The organism is Desulfitobacterium hafniense DCB-2 (assembly GCF_000021925.1).
GTDB classification, from domain to species: Bacteria; Bacillota; Desulfitobacteriia; order Desulfitobacteriales; family Desulfitobacteriaceae; genus Desulfitobacterium; species Desulfitobacterium hafniense.
On sequence record NC_011830.1, the window covers coordinates 184,108 to 206,155 of the forward strand.

Genomic DNA, 22,048 nt, shown 5'->3' on the forward strand with positions numbered 1-22,048 from the left:
GAAAAAGCCCTAAGGCAGCATATTAAAATGCTTTGCTTAGGGCTTTTTAGATCTCTGTTAGGTTTAAGCACCGAAGAGGAATTTAGCTAAAGGATAACCGATAAAAATGAAATATAATAAACCGATAGTGACCATGGGGAATCCATATTTCATAATATCTTTGACCTCATAAATGTCTTTACGCCCAAACATCATACTGGCATGAGGGCAAGCAGCAGGAGTAAGCATGGCGAGGAAAACCAATTGTGTAACGCCCATAGCGATGGGGATAGGAGGCAGGCCTAACTGGCCGCAGAAGGCGAGAATAATCGGCATTAAGATGATAGCCATAGCGGCATTGTTGGCGAAATTCGTCAATACGATGGCAGCAGTGAATAAAATAGCCACAAAAACCATTTCGGAAGCATCCCCTAGAATGGGGTTAAGGAGCTGGATGACAAAAGCGTTAACGCCTGTAGACTCATGGGAAATGGCATTAGCAGCATAGACCGCTGCGGCAACGAGGAAGAAGACGTCCCATGACAATTGTCTGTAAGCCACTTCTTTAAAGTTAATAATCGGCTTGCCGCCGATCCTGATAAAGCAGAGGATAGCAATCCAGAACATTGCCACACCAATAGTACCCAAGCTGCCCAGGAATTTCACAATTGCCAGAGATTTGGGCAAAAAGCTGGGAGCCAGCAGCATGAGAATGAAGGTAGGTAAAACAGCCATCATAATTTTTTGCTGGATATTCATGGGAGGGAGCTTTTCCTGTTCGGCGATTCTTTCCGCGTCAATAGCCTTCAGCTTACTTATATCAGGTCTGAAGATGAACTTTACCGCCCCAAGAAAGGTGACGATCAGGAGCATGGACATGATAAAGTTTAAGGCCATATAGGGGAGATAAGGAACAGGCATGGTTCCTTTGGTCATGGCATCGAAAGCGCTTAAAACTACGAGCTGAGCGCTTAGGAAGGGGAAGAAAGGCATACCTATAGCAGAAATGAAGAACATTCCCACAAAGAATATAGGCCAGATCTTATCTGTGCGCTCGACACCTAAGGTTTTCATGATTTTCAGTGAAACCGGCCAGAGCAGCAACAAGGATGTAATAGGTGAAACCAAGGTGGAAAGTACATAACATCCAAGGTAGAATACAGCTAAAAAGGCAAAAGGCCGGCCGGTGATGATCTTTCGAGTCAAAAACCAGCGAGCAATGTATTGAGTGCACCCTACTTCATCCATAGCTCCAAACAGAACCATAATGAAAAGCATCATGACAACGGTGTCATTACCAAAGCCGGTTAACACAACGGCTTTCATACCGGCAAATCCTTGACCGGCAAAGCCGCTTAAGCCAATAAGGAAGAGACCGAGAACACTGGGCCATAAACAGCTGACGGTTGACCATAGATAGACCATGCCCAGAAAGATACCGACTAATTTCATTCCTATAGGAGTGAGGGGAGCAGCGGCCGGTGCCAGCCAAAAGATTGCCATAATAGCAAAACCGATGGCGCTGTGTATATACATCATCCTATCGGCTTTTGTAAACAGAGGTGTTCTGGGATCCAAATTCATTGTTTGGGTTTCTGCATTTGCCATAAAGAATAAACTCCTCTCAGTAAATCGCCGCATAAGCAAGAGCCCATAAAATCTCTGAAATTGCTTAGGCAAGCGTATCCCATATAAATAGTAAGAGAACTTAAGAGAGCAAGTGAAAATCCTAACTTTCTCTTTGAGAATAACAGAATAACATACCGCTGTAAATTTTATATTGGTTATAGTCATCATAAAAAGCCGTTATAGGTTTTATAAGGAAAATACAAGTACAATTAATTGTTGTTGAAGAGAACAAAAAAGTATTGATAGAAAAAGAAAATAATTATTATATAATTGTGCCAGAGAGTGCAAGTGCCATAAGCCTAACTATTCAATTCCTAAGGAAGTTTAAATTTAAGTTTAATTTGTTTGAATTTTTCATTAGTAAGGAGTGGAAGTTTTGAGAACATACTTGAATACCGAAAAACACCTTATTACCTTGCAGGCTGAGTCTGAGGAAAGATTTTTAGCAGAACTCAGAGCGGGGAACTATACTGCAGAGAGTCCCTTGGTAGTAAAAAATCCCTATATCATCAACCCTCTTGCAGCGGTCATCTGCTTTAACACAGATGAGGAAACAACCGCGGAAATCACAGTTAAAGGGAAAGCCATAGAAGGAGATCTCAGCCATACCTTTGCGGCGGCTAAAGAGCATGTTTTACCGGTCTACGGGTTGTATGACGATTATGTAAACACGGTGGTGATCAAACTTAGCAACGGTAAAACCTCTGAAGTTAAAATTGAAGTGGAAGAGCTCAATGTCAACAAAGCTTTGTATTGCCGGACCACACCAGAGTATTTCGGCAAAGACTTCATGCTCATTTCTACCACAACGCCTCTTATTGAATCAGCACGAACAGCTGGTTTTGACTATGCCGGAGATCTGAGATGGTGCATTACCAATTTGCAGAGCTGGGATATTAAGAAATTAGAAAACGGAAGATTGCTCTATACCTCTCATAGAACGGTTCAAAAACCTTACTATAACGTCGGCGTTATGGAAATGGATTTCTGTGGAAAGATTTATAAAGAATATCGTCTCCCCGGCGGCTACCACCATGATGCGGTAGAATTGGAAAACGGCAATATCCTGGCTGCCTCTGACAACGACTTCAACGATTCCGTGGAAGACTTTGTGGTCGAAATCGAGCGTGCTACAGGAGCAGTTATTAAGTCCTGGGATCTGCAGAAAATCCTCCCCAGGGGTCAAGGGAAAGCAGGAGACTGGAATCATCATGACTGGTTCCACAATAATGCGGTGTGGTATGATAAACCCACCAACTCCATCACCATGTCAGGCCGTCATATGGATGCCGTCATCAACTTTGACTATGATAGCGGAGCACTGAACTGGATCCTCGGCGACCCGGAAGGTTGGTCGGAAGAATGGCAAAAATACTTCTTCAAAAATGTAACCAAGGGAGATTTTGACTGGCAATATGAGCAGCATGCCGCCAGAATCCTGCCCAACGGCGATGTCTTCCTCTTCGATAACGGAACCTACCGTTCTAAAAATGAGGCCACCCGTGTGGACCCTGAGCAGAACTTCTCGCGCGGTGTAATTTATAGAATCGATACCGATAAAATGGAGATCGAACAAGTATGGCAGTATGGTAAGGAAAGAGGGGCCGAATTCTACTCTCCTTATATCTGCAATGTAGACTATTACGGCGAAGGTCACTATATGGTTCACTCCGGCGGTATCGCTACTTACAGAGGCAAGCACACCGATGGCTTAGGAGCAATGCTTCTGAACAAATACAAAGATGAGCATATCCATTTAACCTTGGAATCCATCACCGTGGAAGTACAAAATGATCAGTTAAAATACGAGCTGAAAGTTCAAGGCGGCAATTATTACAGAGCGAGAAGGGTCAGCCCATACGATGAAAAGACCAACCTCGTCCTTGGCAAAGGTGAGCTCCTCGGTGGTTTTGGCGTAACTCCTGAATTCATGAAAGTTAACTTTAAAGATGCCGAAACAGAGCTTTCGGAGAAGCATAATCTTAATGTCATCCTTGAAGAAGACCGGCTGGCAATTCGTGCAAGCTTTAGAGAAGGCTCCCAGGTATTCCTTGAACTAAAGGGTGCGGAGCAATCCAAATTCTATAACATTCCTACGGAAGTTCATGATGTCACAGCGGCTTGTGTCTCCTTCGAAGAGCAGAACGACAACGATTTCCAGTTCTATGTCAGCAGAGAAGGATTGTCCGGTGAGTTCGGAATCTATCTGAATATCGATAGCAAGAGATACGATACCCATTTATCAGTGAAACTCTAAAAATCAGGCAAAGTTAAAACCCTCAGCAACTGTTCATAGGAACGGATGTTGAGGGTTTCCTTGTGGATGCCGGAGGTCCGGAGGAGGAAGGTTGAGCAAAGAACCGGCAATAAATAAGGAGTGATAACGGAAAAAGGGGGTAACCTAAATAAGGCAGTCAATACTAAAATTTCTGGTTTTAGGGAGTGTTAAATTCATGAAGATTGATCATACAAAGGGCAAGTATTATCTGGATAAAAGCCAGGGCACGCCACCCTCTTTTTGGCTGGATTCCACACCCAAGACCAACTACCCTTCTTTAACAGGTGATATCTCCGTTGATGCTGTGGTAATCGGTGGGGGGATGGCCGGAATCAGCTCAGCTTATCTTCTCACCCAGGAAGGGCTTAAGGTGGCCGTACTGGAAACAGACCGCATCCTCCAGGGTACGACAGCCTATACCACTGCCAAGCTCACCTCCCAGCACGGGCTTATCTACGATAAGCTCCTGGGGCAGATGGGAGCGGAAAAAGCAAAACAATATGCCGAAGCTAATGAATCCGCCATAGAGTTCGTGGCAAAGCTGGTGGAACGGGAGGCTATTGACTGTGACTTTACCCGGCAGCCGGCTTATATCTACACTCAACAGAATAAAAGCAAAGAGAAGCTGGAAAAGGAAATGAAAGCAGCTCAACAATGCGGGATTGATGCTCATTATGTCACTGAGCTGGACCTGCCTCTTGCCGTCAAGGGAGCTTTGCGCTTTGATCAGCAGGCCCAGTTCCATCCTCGCAAATATCTTCTCGCCCTCGCCGGCAAGATCGCGGAAAAGGGGGGGCATATTTTTGAACAGACTAAAGCTGTGGATATCCGCGGAGATGGTCCCTTTATAGTGCTAACCCAGCAAGGCAGCAGGGTAAAGGCCGATTATGTGGTGATGGCTTGTCATTATCCATTTAATATTTTACCTGGCCTTTACGTGTCCAGAATTTATCAGGAAAGGGAATATGCTGTAGTCGTTAAAGCAAAGGAGGCATTTCCCGGCGGAATGTACATTAATGCGGAAGAGCCGGCCCGTTCCTTGAGGGGATTGCCGACTCCTGATGGAGAGAGAATTCTTATCGTTGGTGAAAAGCATAGAACAGGACATGGGAAAAATCTGACTGAACACTATAAAAATCTCATGGAGTTTGCCCAAGGGCTTTTTACTGTAGAGGAATTTCCCTATTATTGGTCCACACAGGACTGCACCACCTTGGATGACCTGCCTTACATTGGGCCAATCAGCAGGAGCAAGCCGAATCTATTGATTGCCACGGGATTTCGGAAATGGGGAATGACCCATGGTACGGTAGCCGCTTTAATTATCCGGGATCGGATCGTAAGAGGAGCTTCCCCCTGGCAAGAGGTTTATGCTCCCTCCCGGTCAATATCTTTGAATTTCGCAGCAAGTTTTATGGCCAATAGTTCTTTGCTGGCCTTTGATCTCGTTGCGGGAAAGCTCATGAGAGGGAAAGAAATCTATAGCTTAAGACCCGGTGAGGCAGTGATTGCCAATATGGATGGCCGTCGTGTGGGGCTTTATATGGATTCTGAGGCGAATCTGCATCGGGTGGATACCACCTGTCCCCATTTGGGTTGTGAGGTCCAGTGGAATGATGCAGAGCTGTCCTGGGATTGCCCTTGCCACGGCTCCCGCTACGATGTGGATGGCAATCCCATCGAAGGACCAACCTTAAAGCCGTTGGCGAAATATTGAGATCTCTCTGTGGATACAATTTAACATTCCCTTAATGGTTTTGTCCAAATTACTCATGTATAATACCCGTGACAGCTTGTCTAAGAAAGGTTGAGTTTATGGATGTACAAACCATGCTATTTCACTTCCTTGGTGGCTTAGGTCTTTTTTTGTACGGTATCAAGTCTATGTCCGATGGGCTGCAGGCAGTGGCTGGCGACAGACTCCGTGTCATATTGGAAAAAGGAACAAAAACACCGCTTCGAGGAGTGCTTACCGGACTTATTGTCACCGGGCTTATTCAAAGCAGCAGCGGTACGACGGTTCTCACCGTAGGCCTTGTTAATGCGGGCTTATTAAACCTGCGGCAAGCCATTGGCATCATTATGGGGGCCAATATTGGTACCACTGTGACGGCCTATCTCATCGGTATCAAGTTGGAAGACTATGCCCTTCCTATTATTGCTGTAGGTGTACTTATCCTTTTCTTTATTAAGAACAAAAGACTTACCTATTTTGGGCAAGTCTTATTAGGCTTTGGTTTACTCTTTTATGGTATGAGTATTATGGGAGACGGACTGGGCCCGCTCAAAGAGTCTGCGTACTTTATTGGTTTGATGAGCAATGTGGATAATAATCCCCTTTTAGGTGTGCTCATCGGCACCGTATTCACCTGCATCGTCCAAAGCAGCTCCGCTACCATCGGAGTGCTGCAGGAATTGGCCAATCAAGGGGTAGTGACTTATCAACAAGCGGTTCCCATCCTCTTTGGGGATAATATCGGAACCACCATCACAGCTCTTCTGGCAGGAATCGGTGCTTCCGTATCCGCTCGTCGGGCGGCTGCCACTCATTTTTTGTTTAATTTTATAGGGACGTTTATCTTCCTGCCCCTCACGATTTTGGGTATTTTTCCCTTAATGGTTGAACAGTTTACGAATTTCATCGCCTTCCTGATTCCCGGTGGGGGAGGGTGGGAAACCTTGGCGATCAAAATGAAAATAGCTCAGACCCATGGTTTATTCAATATGACCAATACCCTGATGCAACTGCCCTTTGTAGGAGTATTAGCGGCTATCGTGACTAAGCTTATCCCGGAGAAGGATGAAGTGGTTGTGGATGCCAATGCTCAATATCTGGACCGGCGCTTCTTCGGCAATCCTTCTGTAGCTTTGGCCAATGCCAGCCGGGAGGTCATGCACATGGGCAAGGTGGCCGGACAAGCTGTGGACAACGCTATGAACTATTTCTTTAAGCGGCAGAGTGCAAACCGGCAATATGTGATTCAAATGGAAAGTGCCACAGACCGTTTAGAGAACCAGATCACCGAGTATGTTCTGAAAGCCACCTCCGGAACGAACCTGACCAAGGAACAGTCGGATCAGCGATATCGGGTGCTGCAGGTTATCGGGGATATGGAACGGGTAGGAGACCACTCAGTAAACCTCATCGAACTTACAGACTATGCCTTGGAGAATAAAGTTAAATTTTCGGAAGAGGCTCAAAAGGATCTCATGGAGATGTTTGCAAATGTCCAGGATATTTATCAGGCTTCTTTAGATGCTCTTCAAAAAAATGATGTGGAACTGGCGAAAAAGGTTCTGGAATATGATGATGTCATTGATGAAATGGAAGCCAAATTGCGGGATGGTCATATTCATCGCCTCAATGAAGGAACATGTAACGGCAGCTATGGGGCAGTCTTTTTAAATATCATCAGCAATTTAGAGCGTATCGGCGATCATTCCGTGAATATCGCAAAATATGCTATGGCAGAGCCTAAGCATAAATTGACTTGAGAAAGGGGCTCTGAGGAATATTAAAGAATTATGATGACCGTCACCTCATAATATGGGTGGCGGTTTTCTCCCATTGAAGGGCCAATCTTAAAGCCATTGGAAAATCTAGGATAGACCCAAAGTGTTGTATAAAGTCCGGAATGATAGGTAAAAATAAAAATGCAACAAAATCACAATTTTGTTGCATTTTTTATTTTAATATACCTTACTGGGGTTATGCATGTCAATTATAATGGGCTGAGCCCAAAGCTCCAGATATTGAAACAAAGCAAGTGATTTTTAAAGTTGAACTATATCGTACAATTGATCTCTCTGGTCTTGATTAATACCAATATAACGCAAAGTAACACTCTGTGAACTATGATTAAAAATATCCATGACTAGACCTATATTATACTGAGATAGTTTATATGTCCAATAACCCCATGTTTTTCTAAGACTATGTGTTCCGAAATTCTCTATGCCTAATGCAAGGGCGGAATGTTTTAATACCCGGTATGTCTGAATTCTGCCTATATAGCCCCCTTTTTGACTCGGAAATAAATAGTCCATTAGTTCCAAGTTTTGCTTATGGATATAAATATTCAATGCTTTTCGCAAAGTATCATTCAATTTAATTTTTTTTAATTTCCCAGTTTTTTGTTCTGTTAAAACCAAGTAATCTTTAAACTGCTTCTTGCTACCGTAAATATCGGAAACCTTAAGTGTGATGATGTCGCTGATCCGCAATCCTGTATTAATTCCAAATTTAAAGATCATAGCATATTTAGGATGAGATTGATTAAGATGGTTATACAATGTTCGTATTTGTGCTTTATCTCGAATTGGTTCAACCGTCATTACTTTTCCTCCTGCATACATTTTCCTTATCCATTATAATCTTAATGTTAGTAATTAAGGCTATTTGATCAATAAAATACACCATGCTTTAAAAATTTTCGCAGAGTATTTTGGTTTAATAGAGTAAAGATAAACTTAGAAAGCTATTTATTTCGTAATACGCTATTTATGCAACAAAATTGTGATTTTGTTGCATAAATTTTTGATTTTTATATTAATTAAGAATGAAATCAAATGGAGGTGAGTCAGCAGATATGAAAAGAATTGTTTGCCCAAAGGATTATTACAATGAGCAAGGACTTCTTTTATCAGCTAAGGGAACAAAAATTACCTTAAGTCAATTTTTGAGGCTGCAGAGAAAATACGATTTTTTATCTGAGACAGAGGCGAATGAAAGAACATTGGCATCATACGAAAAAATTAAACAAAAAATATGTAGAAAAGATGAGCGATATAAACGAGCCGACGACCAATTGCTTGACCAGGCCAGTGCCTTGCTTGTCAATATCGTATTTGAGTCAAAAAGAAAACCATGGTATATGTATCTCACAGCATTAGGCAACCATATTAATTGGCTCTATACACACTCTATCGATGTGGCTCTTCTTTCCCTAATGATGGCTATAGAGTCGGGAGTTTCTCAAAGATCCCTTTGGGATCTTGGGGTGGGGGGGATTCTTCACGACGTTGGAAAATTGCTTATTCCTAAAAAAATTATACAAAAGCGGACAGAACTAAGTGATATAGAAAAGGACATTCTCCGGCAACACTGTGAATTAGGTGTAGAATGCACCACGGATTGTGCATTTCCGATATTAAGTCAGGACATAATAGCACAGCATCATGAAAGATTAGATGGAAGCGGATATCCGAATCAGCTGCAAGAGGGCCAAATTAATGAATATGTAAAAATCGTTATGATTGCTGATGCATTCGATACGATAACGGCAGGAAGACCATATAGAAAGACAGTGGAGGTGGAGGAAGCATTAGCCTATTTGGAAGATCAGGAGGGGGCATTTTCGAGGATGTATCTGGAGACTTTAAAGAACATCTTAGTCAGACCCTAAACATAAAGTTCACAATCCTGGAGATTCAAAGAAAGCCGCTCCATAATCCCAAGCGATTATGAGCGGCTTTCTTTTAAGTCAATCACATTTTGTCGGCGTGCTTCTCTTTTTCATGATGAAGTGCATCAAACTCGAAACGGAATTTTTGGTTACAAAAAGCGCAATGGACATATTTACCGTCATCTGAGAACTTAGGCAAATGAGCCACCTCCTTGGAAGAGATTTTATCCATAAATTAGCAGTTTTATACCTGAGGGGTCAAATTCTTTGCGGAACCTTGCTAACATAATCTGTTAGCAAGAGGTGAATTATCATGCTGAACCGCTTGTTTAGGGAGTTACGAATTGAGTTCTATTGGGTCAAAAAGGAATTAACCCGCCGTTGGCATTTGGATACCCCGATAGGAATCGTTGGCGTTATCGTTCTTCTTTCCGGGTTGGGACTTTTTTTGCTTATAGGTCAAGGCATTGCCAAGATATTCAGGGCGGCCATACCCTGGGTGACAGGGAATTCGGTGAGCACAGTATATTGGTCCTCGATTGGTTTGGCCCTTAAAGTGAGTTTTGTATTTCTTGTTTTTGCCACTTCCTTGCTGCTTTTATTCTGGTTAAAGTCTCATAATCGGCGGTAAGATAATTTTTTTAAGGTATAATCCAGAGTACATTTGCATATAAATGCTTAGGACAAGCATAAGTTGTCCTTTTTTTAGACATCTTTCGCCTTGCGGGGAAAATGGCGCTGTGATATTATGGTTAAGGTTAAAAGGAGGTTGGGAACATGGATTTTATGTCTGGTGTTACCGGTTCTCACTTGTTCAATATGATCATGATTCCAGTACAGTTGATCATCATTTTTATGACATTTTACTATTTTGTGTTGTCCATGTTTGGTTTGTTTCGCAGACCGGACAAAAAGGTTTTGGAACCGGAGAAGAGCTTTGCTCTGGTAGTGGCTGCTCATAATGAAGAGGCGGTCATCGGGCCTTTAGTGGATAATTTGTTGAATCTGGACTATCCGAAAGAACTTTACGATGTTTTTGTCGTCGCAGATAACTGCACCGACAAAACGGCCTTAATCGCCAAAAACGCCGGGGCCTTGGTCCATCAACGTTTTAATAATGAAAAACGGGGAAAGGGCTATGCTCTGGAGTGGATGTTCCATCGTTTGTTTAAGCTGGAACGACACTATGACGCCGTCATTATTTTTGACGCGGATAATCTGGTCAATGAGACCTTTTTAGTCGAAATGAACAGCAAACTTTGTCAGGGTCACCAAATTGTTCAGTGTTATCTGGATTCAAAGAATCCCTATGATACCTGGGTCACCAACACCTTCTCGATTACCTTCTGGCTTTCCAACAGGCTTTTGCAGCTGGCCCGCTATAATACCGGCTTTCTCAATAATGTGTTGGGCGGAACCGGTATGTGTATCTCCACCAAGGTGTTGAAGGATCTTGGCTGGGGAGCGACCTCCCTTACTGAAGACTTAGAGTTTACTATGAAAGCGCTGATCAGCGGCATCAAGACGACTTGGGCACATGACGCCATTGTCTATGATGAGAAGCCCCTGACCTTTATCCAAGCCTGGAATCAACGAAAACGCTGGGCTCAGGGTCAAGTGGATGTGGCAGGCCGGTATTTCTTCCCCCTGATTTATAAGGCGTTCAAGGAACGGAAGCTCATGTACTTTGATGCGGCGGTTCATTTGTTCCAACCGGCTTTGGTTATGATCGCCACATTCTTTATGTTTGTTAATCTGATTTCCGGCCTTCAATCCTCCTATACTCAAGTCTTTAACGTGGTTATGCCTTGGTCGGGCTGGCAGATTCTTTCCGCATTTTCCCTGGTCTTCCCTGTGGCTGCCTTGGCTCTGGAACGCCTGCCTTGGCGTGCTTATGCAGGGTTGATCCTATACCCCGTATTTATCTACAGCTGGATTCCTATCGTCTTTCTGGGCTTTGTCAACCGCAAGGATAAATCATGGTCCCATACCAAGCACACTCGCTCCATCAAATATGATGATGTGGTGAAAGAGAAGAAGGTTTCATCCAGCTAGAACCTGAATGAGTATAATGTTTACCTTGCTGAACGATACTTAATCTAGAATCGGCAATCAAGATAAGGGGATCTCTGAGCAGAGAGATCTCCTTTTGCCGTTACATTCGAGTGGAGATATGCGAATGTTTATATTTAAATGGTTAGATGCTGGCTCAGAGAATAGGCAAAAATAAAGAAAGCGGTGAAGTACGATGTCCAAGGAGACGCTCATGAAGATGACAGAAAGCCCCGGTGTGTTTATGGGAGGAGAAACCCCTTATGAAGAGGCTGACGCGGTAATTTTGGGGATTCCTATGGATTATACGGTGAGTTTTCGCCCGGGTACCCGTTTGGGCCCCCTGAGTATCCGCAATGTCTCCATCGGGATTGAGGAATATAGTGTGTATCTGGATAAGGATCTCTCTGATTATGCTTATTGCGATTGTGGAGATTTAAGCCTGCCCTTTGGCAATGTTGAAAAATCTTTGCAAGTGATCGAAGCCGCTGCCCGGCAGGTGGTAGAAGACGGGAAATTTCCCATTTTCTTAGGGGGAGAACACCTGGTTACCTATCCTTTGCTTAAACCCTTCATTGAGAAGTATCCTGAGCTCCGGGTGGTGCATTTTGACGCCCATGCCGATTTGCGTACAGATTACTCCGGTGAGCCTAATTCCCATGCTACGGTGATGCGCAAAATCTCGGAAGCTCTGGGGCCCCACCGGGTCTACCAGTTTGGCATACGCTCCGGAACCCGGGAGGAATTCCTTTTTGCTAAGGAACACAATCATTTGGTGGTAGAAGAGGTTTTGGAGCCCCTCAAGGCTGTCCTGCCGGAGCTTAAAGGGAAGCCGGTCTATGTGACGCTAGATATTGATGTGGTGGATCCGGCCTTTGCCCCAGGCACTGGGACTCAGGAAGCCGGTGGATGTACTTCCCGGGAAATCATCAAAGCCGTTCATGCCCTCAGTGAGCTGGATGTGGTGGGCTTTGATCTGGTGGAAGTATCCCCTCTTATGGACACCAGTGAGCGTACGGCTCTTTTAGCAGCGAAGATCGTAAGGGAAGCAATTTTGAGTTTTGTAAAATAAAAATAATCCAACAACAAATAATCCAAAAACCTTTGACATAAAACCGTTTTTTGTGTATACTAAAATTCGTCAGTTGACGCGGGCGATTAGCTCAGCTGGGAGAGCGCCTGCCTTACAAGCAGGATGTCGGCAGTTCGATCCTGTCATCGCCCACCAAAATAAGGCCCCGTGGTGTAGTGGTTAACATGCCTGCCTGTCACGCAGGAGATCGTCGGTTCAAGTCCGATCGGGGTCGCCATCTTTATGCCTTGGTAGCTCAGTCGGTAGAGCAGAGGACTGAAAATCCTCGTGTCGGCGGTTCGATTCCGTCCTAAGGCACCACGCGGGTGTAACTCAGTGGTAGAGTGTCACCTTGCCAAGGTGAAAGTCGCGAGTTCGAATCTCGTCACCCGCTCCATTTCTTCGGCGGCATAGCCAAGTGGTAAGGCAGAGGTCTGCAAAACCTTTATCCCCAGTTCAAATCTGGGTGCCGCCTCCAATAATACGTTTATAATTGCCGATGTGGCGGAACTGGCAGACGCACGGGACTTAAAATCCCGCGGGCCTTAAAGCCCGTACCGGTTCGATTCCGGTCATCGGCACCATTTAAGGGTTTGTAGCTCAGCTGGTTAGAGTACCGCGTTGACATCGCGGGGGTCGGAGGTTCGAGTCCTCTCAAACCCACCATATACTTAAAGAAGGAAGGCCTTGAAATCGCTGCCAAAGCGGATTCAAGGCTTTTTTATGCCTGTCCAAAAAAGTCTGTTCCGGCGCTGGTTTTTTCAGCAATAGTACCCTGCAATGTGATAGAATGTGTGTGAAGTTATACTCAGAGAGTGAGGACAATGATGCATAAGGATCGGCTGGTTGCGCCTGTTGTAAAATGGGTTGGGGGTAAACGCCAACTTTTAGAGGATCTGACTCCTTTATTTCCTAAAAGAGTCATGTCATATTGTGAGCCTTTTTGCGGTGGTGGAGCGGTTCTGTTTAAATTACAGCCGGATACCGCCTGGGTAAATGATATCAATAGTGAACTTATCCGGATGTATGAAGTGATCCGGGATGATGTGGAAGAGCTGATTAGGGCACTAGGCGAGCATCCCAATGAAGAAGAGCATTTTTATCGTGTCAGGGACTGGGACCGGGATAAAGAAAAATACGGGAATTTGAGCAAAGTGCAGAAAGCGGCCCGGGTTATCTATTTGAATAAGACCTGTTACAATGGCTTGTTCAGAGTGAACAATGCCGGGGAATTCAATACGCCTTTTGGTCATTACAAAAACCCCAATATTGTGAATGAGCACACCTTAAGAGCGGTCAGCGCCTATTTTCAGAGAGCGCAGATCACCTTCAGCAGCACGGATTATGCGGAAGTCCTGGCCGGTGTTGCCAAAGGGACCTTCGTTTATCTGGACCCACCCTATGATCCTGTTTCCAGCACAGCCAATTTTACCGGCTATGCTAAAGGCGGATTTGACCGGGCTGAGCAGATCAGGCTGCGGGAATGCTGTGATGAACTTGATCGGCGGGGAATCAAGTTTATGCTTTCCAATTCGGCGACGGAATTTATCAAGGAGCAATATGGGGCCTATCAGATAACCATCGTGAAAGCAAAACGCGCTATCAATTCCAATGCAGCCAAGAGAGGGCAAATAGACGAAGTGGTGGTGAGGAATTATAAGTGAACACCCTAAAAGCCAAAACGATCAGGCCTGGGAATCCTTGTTCAAAAAATATGATATATTATCCCGGATCGAAGCCGAAGGGAAATTTACTATTTCTGCGTCACAGATCAAGGAATACCGTGAACCACGGTTAATGGCCAAGTTTGATCATAATATCAATTTGCCCCGGATATTTGCCAGGAATAAATTAGCGATACTGCCTATATCCCGCGGCGACTATATCATCTCTCATTTTGAGGCTTATCAGACTTTTCAAATCGTGGATACCACAGTGACCCGCGTGTCCTTGCCGCCGAATCTGCAAAGTCTCAGCGCCAGCCATATCCCCAGTGAGGCTATCGCTGTTAATTGCGCTCTGGCCTCGGGAATGCTGGCGGATTTTTTAGAGGAAGAGACGCTTTATGCCACTGTGTCAGGACGTATGGGATCGGGACAGTTTGACTTTACGATTCGGAACTTAAGGACGCAGTGCCCGACAGAGGTTGCCGTAAGCAATTCTCAAATTGAAATCGATGCGGCTCTTGAGGGTGTTCACAGTCTCTCTTTGCTGGAGGCCAAAAGAGATCTGGCGGAAGATTTTCTGGTCCGTCAACTCTATTATCCCTTCAGAGTCTGGAGCAGCCGGGTTACGAAACAAGTCAGACCCATATTTCTAGTCTACTCAAATGGTGTTTTCAGTTTATATGAATATGAGTTTCAGGATCCTAATGCTTATAATTCCTTGGTATTGGTGAAACATAAAAATTATTCCATCGAAGATACAGCCATAGGGGCAGATGATTTACATGATGTCGCTGAGGGGACACAACTTTTGCAGGAACCGGAGATTCCTTTCCCTCAGGCCAACAGTTTTGAGCGGGTTATCAATATCTGTGAACTGCTGAGCACTCAGGAGCTTAGCCGTGAGCAGGTGACCGAAGAATATGCCTTTGATATCCGCCAAACCAATTACTATACTGATGCAGCCAGATATTTGGGCTTAGTTGAAAAACGCTATGAAGAGGGGCGCAAGCCGGTTTATTCATTAAGCTCCCGGGGCAAGCGCATCATGCAGCTGAGTTATCAGCAAAGGCAGCTGGCCTTTTGCGAGGCTATACTGCAGCATCGCGTCTTCAGGGAAACCTTTAAGCTTTATATGGAAAATGGTTCTCTGCCGGACCAAAACACGATAGTGAGCATCATGCAGCAATCCGACCTTTATCAGATCGGGAGTATGAGCACGTTTGTAAGAAGGTCAACGACTGTCAGCGGCTGGCTTAACTGGATACTGGGGTTGATCGGGGAAGAGCATTAACTCAAGCCGGGTGATACTTGACAAGTAAGCATCCGGTTTTGGTTTACCGCTGGGAATGTCTAATGAGAAACCTGCACATTCTATAGGCTGTAACCTTATGAAGTATCTTAGCATGGCATGAAACTATTTTTCTTTTTTATCGACTTTTTAAGTTAAATTTTGTATTATTATATCTTGTATAACCTAAAGGGGGTGGTATCATGCCTTCACTACGACAAAGCAAGGCTCCTGTCTATGAGGCGCTGCTCAAATATAAATCCATGCGTGTGGTGCCTTTTGATGTGCCCGGGCATAAACAGGGGAGAGGAAACCCTGAATTGACGGAGTTTCTGGGTGAGAAATGTCTGTCCGTAGATGTCAACTCCATGAAACCATTGGATAACCTTGGCCACCCCGTTTCGGTGATCAAGGAAGGGGAAGAATTGGCTGCCGAAGCTTTTGGAGCTCATCATGCTTTTTTTATGGTGAATGGAACCACCTCAGCGGTACAAGCTATGGTCATGAGCGCTTGCAAGCTGGGTGAGAAAATCATCATGCCCCGCAACGTTCATCGCAGTGCCATTAACGCTCTCATCATCAGCGGGGCTATTCCGGTGTATGTCAATCCTGGTGTCAATAAGGAACTGGGTATCCCCTTAGGAATGTCTGTGGCTGATGTCAGAAAAGCCATCAAGGAAAATCCGGACGCTAAAGCTATTCTGGTTAATAATCCAACCTATTATGGGATTTGTTCCGATTTGAAGACCATCACTGAGCTGGCCCATGAACACAGTATGCTGGTCTTAGTGGATGAGGCCCATGGCACCCATTTTTATTTTGGCGAAAATATGCCCATCAGTGCTATGGCAGCGGGAGCGGATATGGCGGCGGTCAGCATGCATAAAACGGGGGGCAGTCTTACCCAAAGCTCTTTCCTGTTGATCGGCAAACGCTTGAATGTGGGACGGGTTCGGCATATGATTAATCTAACCCAGACCACCAGCGCTTCCTATCTGCTGTTATCCTCCCTGGACATTTCGCGGCGCAACTTAGCCTTAAACGGCCAGCGTATCTTTGACAAGGCACTCTATCTGGCTAATTATGGCCGTGATGAAGTCAATAAGCTGGGGGGCTATTATGCGTTTGGCAAAGAGCTGAACAATGGGGATTCGGTCTACGATTTTGACTGCACCAAGCTCTCCATTCACACCCGGGATATCGGGCTGGCCGGCATCGAGGTCTATGACATCCTGCGGGATGACTATGGGATTCAGATCGAATTCGGCGATATCGGCAACATTCTGGCTATTATATCCGTGGGGGATCGGGCTCTTGCTTTGGAGCGTCTGGTCTCGGCTTTGGCGGAGATTAAACGGCGCTATCAGCGGGATAAAACGGGCATGTTTGATCATGAGTATATTAACCCTGTGGTGGTCATGGGACCCCAGCAGGCTTTTTATGCCCAGCAGCGCTCCCTGCCCATCCAGGAAAGCAAAGGTAAGGTCAGCGGGGAATTCGTCATGGCTTATCCTCCGGGTATACCGATCTTGGCTCCAGGGGAAAAAATCACGGAGGATATTATTGACTATATCGCTTATTCTAAGGCTAAAGGCTGTTTCCTGACCGGAACAGAGGATATGGACATTGAAAATATCAAAGTCGTGGAGGAATAGCTATGGAATTATGGTATACAGAAGAGCATACGGAAAACGTTCGCTTTTCGATTAAGGTGGATCGGCAGCTTTATTCAGGACAGAGTGAGTTTCAAAGGATCGATGTCTTTGAATCCAAAGAGTTTGGCACCTTTTTTACCCTGGATGGCTTGATGATGGTGACCCAAAAGGATGAATTTATTTATCACGATATGATTGTTCATGTTCCCATGGCGACCAACCCCCAAATTAAAGATGTTTTGGTCATCGGGGCCGGGGATGGGGGAACCGTCCGCGAACTGACCCGCTATGACTCTATCGTCAACATTGACATGGTGGAAATTGATAAACTGGTGGTGGATGTCTGTAAAGAGTATCTGCCCCAGACGGCTTGCAAGCTGGAGGATCCGCGGGTTCGTTTGTTCTTTGAGGATGGCTTGAGATTTATCCGGACTAAAGAAAACAGCTATGATCTGATTATTGTAGACTCGACGGATCCCTTTGGTCCGGGGGAAGGTCTGTTTACAAAAGAGTTTTATGGCAACTGCTATAAAGCCCTCAAGGATGATGGCATCCTGGTGAATCAGCATGAGAGCCCTTATTATGAAACCTATGCCCAGAACATGGGCCGGGCTCACCAAAGGATCAAAGAATTTTTCCCCGTCTGCCGGGTCTATCAAGCTCATATTCCCACCTATCCTTCCGGACACTGGCTTTTCGGCTTTGCTTCGAAAAAGTATGACCCCTTGATCGATATAGACGAGCAGGCCTGGAACGACTTAGGGATTAAAACTCAATACTATAACACGGAGATCCATAAAGGCTGCTTTGCTCTCCCCAATTATGTCAAAGAACAGCTGGCCGATGCGGTGGAATAAATCTCCGGTGAGGACTTAAGACAAGGGTGTGAGCTGATTGCTGACCCTTGTCTTTTTATATTATCTGACTTCCATAAAGCTCTGCCTCATTGTTAAAGGTGGAAATGAGTTTGTGTAAGGGCAGATGATGCCGATGTTTAGCTTAGGGTACTGGCCGGGGCGGAGTTAGTGTTGTAAAATAGGACTGGGGATATTAAACCCGGCACTTGAAAACGGAGATTCAAAAGAGGTGATTGTTATGTTAAAGTGGAAAGACGAATACTCCATCGGAGTAGAAGAAATCGATGAACAGCATAAGCATCTGTTCGAAATCGGCAATGAGATCTATGATTTGTTGGAAAACTACTTGCTGCCGGATAAGTACGATAAGATCATTCAAATCATCGCCGAGCTTAAGGAATATACTGTTCACCACTTCCAAACAGAAGAAGAGCTGATGCTTAAAATCAAGTACCCAGGCTACTTCAAACAAAAAGTAGCCCATGACGATTTCATCAAAGAAGTGGAGTCCGTTGACTTCTCTGCTATTGATCAGGATCAGGATGGACATACCCGCAAGCTTTTGGAGTTCATCTTTGGGTGGGTCTTGGACCATATTCTCAAGAGCGATCTTGGCATTAAGAGTTTTATGCAGATAACACGCTAGTCAAAGGAAAAATAGGGAGTGTCGCCAAACGGCTTTTTGAAAGAGCTGAGTCGGCGGCACTCCCTTTGTATGTCCGTCTATAGTTTGCTGCTGTGCAGAAATAGGCGGCACTATCCTGGTTTGGGGAATAAGGGAGAGTCAACCTGGCAATAGTAGGGAATATATGATTTTGCGAAATAGCTTGAGTAATTTCGAGGTAAACCGCAATATGAGCAAACCTTGCTCATATACTCTACTATGGAGGGGATGCCAGGGTGGAACAACACTCCGTTCAGGTTGGAACTCAATATTATCGAGAGAGCATTTATGAGCGCCTTAGGCAGCTCCAAGAGCAAGAAAAGCTTCCTGTGGTGCTTCACGAATATCAACAAGGCAAGCACTGGTTGATAGATTGTGAGTTCCAGCTTGAAGCGATCGAAGAGGATCGGGAGACCACAAAAAAGATTCACAGCTATTATTTGGCGAATGCTATTGCGGAAACGATTTTGCAGCATTGGGAGAAGGATCATATCCGCTGGCTGCTCAAAAGCAAGTATAAACTGAAACGGGAGGAAGTCGTTCAAGTTTTTGAGAAGTCTCTCCAATACCTTAATCAAGAATCCCGGCAATGGAAAAATTACCGTATTCATCGTAAAGCGTCCTTGGTCAACCAAATCGTCAAGTGTATAGAAGCTCAGCCGTTCTTTGATATGGAAGGCTTCTTGCGATTCCGTGCCAAAGACTATAAAGAGGAGATCTATAGAGCCGTCAATTATGTGGTGAATGAACATGTGATTGAAGCAGAATATGAGGAGTTTATCAATCTGCTCAAGCGCTTTGTGGATTCGCAAAAACCCCGCATTCATACCTTGCATGTCGGAATAACCAAACACGGCAAGTTCAACCTCTATAATGAAGAAGGCAAAAAAATCACCAAAAAATATATGGATGAGTTATCCTTCATGGATACCTCTCAGGAACTCACCTATGAGGATCTTCTCGTCAGCGCCCTGATTGCCGTAGCTCCACGAAAAATTGTGCTGCATATTCGTTATGAAGGCTACCAGGATACTCTGCAGACCATTTGCAAGGTTTTTGAAGGCCGTGTCAGCTATTGTACTGAAAGCTGTCCCATCTGTGAGAAGATTTGACAAAGTGAGAAGAATTGACAAAGGCTAAAAGGGTGGATATAATAAAATGAAAACGATGATGGGGAAAGTAATTTGTTTTGGTTTGTGTTAGAGAGGAGATGCCACCGGCTGCAAGCATCTCTCACAGAGAAGCAGAGGAAGACCACCCCGGAGTGCTGAGTTGAAGAGAAGTAAGCTCAGACGTCGGCCCGCGTTAAGGGAGCAAAGTGAAAGCATCCGAGGGTGCTTTAACTTGGGTGGAACCACGGGAATAAAGTTCTCGTCCCATATTGGGATGAGGGCTTTTTTAGTTTTTTCAAAGTTTAAAGATTAAAACCAAAGAATAAGGAGTTGACTATGATGGTAAAGATTACTTTAAAAGACGGCTCCATTCGGGAGATCGAATCGGGTAAGAGTCTCATGGAATTAGCGGCCTCTATCTCCAGGGGTCTGGCTAAAGCTGCTCTGGCCGGGAAAGTGAATGGAGAGGTTAAGGACCTGTCCTATGCTTTAACTCAGGATGCTGAGGTGGAGATTATCACGGCGGATTCTGAGGAAGGCCTGAAGATTTTAAGGCATTCCACTTCTCACCTGATGGCGGAAGCGGTGCGGAACCTCTTCCCGGGGACCATCTTAGGGATTGGCCCCGCCATTGACAATGGCTTCTATTATGATTTTGATTCCGAGCATGTCTTTACACCGGAGGATCTGGAGAAGATCGAAGCTGAGATGCGTCGATTGGTCAAAGAAAATAAACGCTACGAACGAAAAGAGATCTCCCGCAGCGACGCTTTGCAGTATTTCTCTGCAGAGGGAGAAAAGTATAAGGTAGAGCTGATCGAGGACTTGCCTGAAGATGAAGTGATTTCCATGTACACTCAAGGTGGCTTCACCGATCTCTGTGCCGGTCCCCATATTCCTTCCACAGGGGTAGTTAAAGCGTTTAAACTCATGAACCTGGCCGGGGCTTACTGGCGGGGCAGTGAAAAGAATAAGATGCTCCAACGGATCTACGGAACTGTTTGGGCCAAAAAAGAAGATCTGGATGACTACCTCTTTAAGCTGGAAGAAGCCAAGCGCCGTGATCACCGTAAACTGGGTGTGGAGCTGGATCTGTTCAGCCTCCACGATGAAGGGCCTGGCTTTCCCTTCTTCCATCCCAAAGGCATGGTGCTGCGCAACCAACTGGAAGACTTCTGGCGCCAGGAGCATCGCAAGAGAGGCTATCACGAAATCAAGACCCCCATCATCCTCAGCCGCAACCTGTGGGAAAACTCCGGTCACTGGGATCATTATAAAGACAATATGTACACTACCAAGATTGATGATGAGGACTTCGCCGTCAAGCCCATGAACTGCCCAGGGGGCATGATTATGTATAAGCAGAAGCTGAGAAGCTATCGGGATCTTCCTTTGAGAATGGGAGAACTGGGCTTGGTTCATCGCCATGAGTTATCCGGTGCTTTAAACGGACTCTTGCGGGTGCGCAACTTCACTCAGGATGACGCCCATATCTTTATGCTTCCCTCCCAAATCAAAGCTGAAATCAGCGGCGTCATCGACCTGGTGGACCGTTTCTATAAGGTCTTTGGCTTTGAGTATCATGTGGAGCTTTCCACTCGTCCTGAAAACTCCATGGGGGCCGATGAGACGTGGGAGATGGCTACCAATGCCCTGCAGGAAGCCCTGGAAGCCAAGGGAGTCAACTATAAGATCAACCCAGGAGACGGTGCTTTCTACGGACCGAAAATCGACTTCCATCTCCGGGACTGCTTAGGCAGAACCTGGCAGTGCGGTACCATACAACTGGATTTTCAAATGCCTGAGAAGTTTGACCTCACCTATATCGGTGAAGATGGTCAAAAGCATCGCCCGGTTATGATTCACCGGGTGGTGTACGGCAGCATTGAGCGCTTCATTGCTCTGCTCACAGAGCATTATGCCGGTGCCTTCCCCACCTGGCTGGCTCCTGTTCAGGTCCGGGTGCTGCCCATCAGCGAACGCCACGAGGACTATGCTCAGGACATCGTCCGCCGCTTAAACGACTTGGACATCCGGGCTGAAGTGGATGAACGCCGCGAGAAGATCAGCTATAAGATCCGGGAAGCCCAGACTCACAAAATTCCCTTCGCTCTCGTGGTCGGTGACCAGGAAGCGGAAACAGATACTGTCGCTGTACGGCGCTATGGTCAGGCTAACGCCGGTGAAAAACTTTCTGTAGCAGAATTCATTGCTCTCATCCAGGAAGAAATCTGCAGCAAGAAGCAATTAGTATAAGATAAGACTCAGGCAAAAGGATTCAGACTTATGTGGTTTGAATCCTTTTGTTTTGTCAATGGCCATAATTGATAGCCTGTCTTTTAGTTTTATTGGATAGGTATTGGAAAAGAATCCATGAGGTGTTAGATTAA

At 45.3% G+C, this 22,048-nt stretch carries 16 protein-coding genes, 7 tRNA genes and 1 other annotated feature; of the genes, 21 read left to right on the forward strand and 2 right to left on the reverse strand.

Translation table 11 applies throughout. The features are described 5' to 3' along the window. Positions 1-63 precede the first annotated feature (63 nt). A complete protein-coding gene (locus DHAF_RS00890; protein ID WP_015942609.1) occupies positions 64-1,587 on the reverse strand; it encodes an SLC13 family permease in 1,524 nt (507 codons plus the stop codon). 397 nt (positions 1,588-1,984) lie between these two features. On the opposite strand from DHAF_RS00890, the gene DHAF_RS00895 reads away from it, so the two are divergent. The 3 genes from DHAF_RS00895 to DHAF_RS00905 all read left to right on the forward strand — a co-directional run bounded on the left by DHAF_RS00895 (position 1,985) and on the right by DHAF_RS00905 (position 7,381). Next, the gene (locus DHAF_RS00895) at positions 1,985-3,865 is read left to right on the forward strand and encodes an aryl-sulfate sulfotransferase (protein WP_015942610.1); all 1,881 of its coding nucleotides are present in this window, start codon (positions 1,985-1,987) and stop codon (positions 3,863-3,865) included. 196 nt (positions 3,866-4,061) lie between these two features. After that, positions 4,062-5,603, forward strand: a complete 1,542-nt coding sequence (locus tag DHAF_RS00900; protein ID WP_015942611.1) for an FAD-dependent oxidoreductase — start codon at positions 4,062-4,064, stop codon at positions 5,601-5,603. A 98-nt stretch (positions 5,604-5,701) separates the two neighbouring features. Further along, a complete protein-coding gene (locus DHAF_RS00905) occupies positions 5,702-7,381 on the forward strand; it encodes a Na/Pi cotransporter family protein (protein WP_005808981.1) in 1,680 nt (559 codons plus the stop codon). A 279-nt stretch (positions 7,382-7,660) separates the two neighbouring features. Here DHAF_RS00905 and DHAF_RS00910 read toward each other — a convergent pair whose 3' ends face one another. Continuing rightward, on the reverse strand, positions 7,661-8,221 hold the full coding sequence (locus DHAF_RS00910) for a tyrosine-type recombinase/integrase (RefSeq protein WP_015942612.1): 561 nt from the start codon (positions 8,219-8,221) through the stop codon (positions 7,661-7,663). A gap of 254 nt (positions 8,222-8,475) precedes the next feature. Between DHAF_RS00910 and DHAF_RS00915 the strand changes: the two genes are divergently transcribed. The 18 genes from DHAF_RS00915 (at position 8,476) to thrS (ending at position 21,914) form a co-directional block, all read left to right on the forward strand. Next, on the forward strand, positions 8,476-9,291 hold the full coding sequence (locus DHAF_RS00915; protein ID WP_015942613.1) for an HD-GYP domain-containing protein: 816 nt from the start codon (positions 8,476-8,478) through the stop codon (positions 9,289-9,291). 313 nt (positions 9,292-9,604) lie between these two features. Beyond that, a complete protein-coding gene (locus DHAF_RS00920) occupies positions 9,605-9,922 on the forward strand; it encodes a hypothetical protein (RefSeq protein WP_005808134.1) in 318 nt (105 codons plus the stop codon). Between the two features lie 146 nt (positions 9,923-10,068). Next, positions 10,069-11,346 carry a glycosyltransferase family 2 protein gene (locus DHAF_RS00925; protein WP_005808136.1) on the forward strand — a complete coding sequence of 426 codons (1,278 nt, stop codon included), beginning with the start codon at positions 10,069-10,071 and terminating at the stop codon, positions 11,344-11,346. 193 nt (positions 11,347-11,539) lie between these two features. Continuing rightward, entirely contained in the window at positions 11,540-12,415 is an 876-nt protein-coding gene (speB, locus tag DHAF_RS00930) for an agmatinase (protein WP_005808139.1), read from the forward strand. Between the two features lie 80 nt (positions 12,416-12,495). Continuing rightward, positions 12,496-12,571: transfer RNA gene (locus tag DHAF_RS00935), tRNA-Val, on the forward strand. A gap of 6 nt (positions 12,572-12,577) precedes the next feature. Next, a tRNA-Asp gene (locus DHAF_RS00940) sits at positions 12,578-12,653 on the forward strand. Between the two features lie 7 nt (positions 12,654-12,660). Continuing rightward, positions 12,661-12,736: transfer RNA gene (locus DHAF_RS00945), tRNA-Phe, on the forward strand. A 1-nt stretch (position 12,737) separates the two neighbouring features. Continuing rightward, positions 12,738-12,812, forward strand: a tRNA-Gly gene (locus DHAF_RS00950). 7 nt (positions 12,813-12,819) lie between these two features. Then, a tRNA-Cys gene (locus DHAF_RS00955) sits at positions 12,820-12,893 on the forward strand. A 17-nt stretch (positions 12,894-12,910) separates the two neighbouring features. Then, positions 12,911-12,999: transfer RNA gene (locus DHAF_RS00960), tRNA-Leu, on the forward strand. A 5-nt stretch (positions 13,000-13,004) separates the two neighbouring features. Then, positions 13,005-13,081: transfer RNA gene (locus tag DHAF_RS00965), tRNA-Val, on the forward strand. A gap of 161 nt (positions 13,082-13,242) precedes the next feature. Next, positions 13,243-14,079: a DNA adenine methylase gene (locus DHAF_RS00970; RefSeq protein ID WP_015942615.1), complete on the forward strand. Its 837-nt coding sequence runs from the start codon at positions 13,243-13,245 to the stop codon at positions 14,077-14,079. Beyond that, entirely contained in the window at positions 14,072-15,373 is a 1,302-nt protein-coding gene (locus DHAF_RS00975; RefSeq protein ID WP_420794928.1) for a type II restriction enzyme, read from the forward strand. Before DHAF_RS00970 ends, DHAF_RS00975 begins: the two co-directional genes overlap by 8 nt. 200 nt (positions 15,374-15,573) lie before the next feature. After that, positions 15,574-17,025: an aminotransferase class I/II-fold pyridoxal phosphate-dependent enzyme gene (locus DHAF_RS00980; protein WP_015942617.1), complete on the forward strand. Its 1,452-nt coding sequence runs from the start codon at positions 15,574-15,576 to the stop codon at positions 17,023-17,025. A gap of 2 nt (positions 17,026-17,027) precedes the next feature. After that, positions 17,028-17,882, forward strand: a complete 855-nt coding sequence (gene speE / locus DHAF_RS00985) for a polyamine aminopropyltransferase (protein ID WP_005808145.1) — start codon at positions 17,028-17,030, stop codon at positions 17,880-17,882. A gap of 238 nt (positions 17,883-18,120) precedes the next feature. Then, positions 18,121-18,528 carry a bacteriohemerythrin gene (locus DHAF_RS00990; RefSeq protein WP_005808146.1) on the forward strand — a complete coding sequence of 136 codons (408 nt, stop codon included), beginning with the start codon at positions 18,121-18,123 and terminating at the stop codon, positions 18,526-18,528. A 254-nt stretch (positions 18,529-18,782) separates the two neighbouring features. After that, positions 18,783-19,658 carry a putative sporulation protein YtxC gene (gene ytxC, locus DHAF_RS00995; protein WP_005808149.1) on the forward strand — a complete coding sequence of 292 codons (876 nt, stop codon included), beginning with the start codon at positions 18,783-18,785 and terminating at the stop codon, positions 19,656-19,658. A 46-nt stretch (positions 19,659-19,704) separates the two neighbouring features. Next, positions 19,705-19,928 (forward strand) — a binding site (T-box leader). A 69-nt stretch (positions 19,929-19,997) separates the two neighbouring features. Next, a complete protein-coding gene (gene thrS / locus DHAF_RS01000) occupies positions 19,998-21,914 on the forward strand; it encodes a threonine--tRNA ligase (RefSeq protein ID WP_035213295.1) in 1,917 nt (638 codons plus the stop codon). Positions 21,915-22,048: the final 134 nt, after the last annotated feature.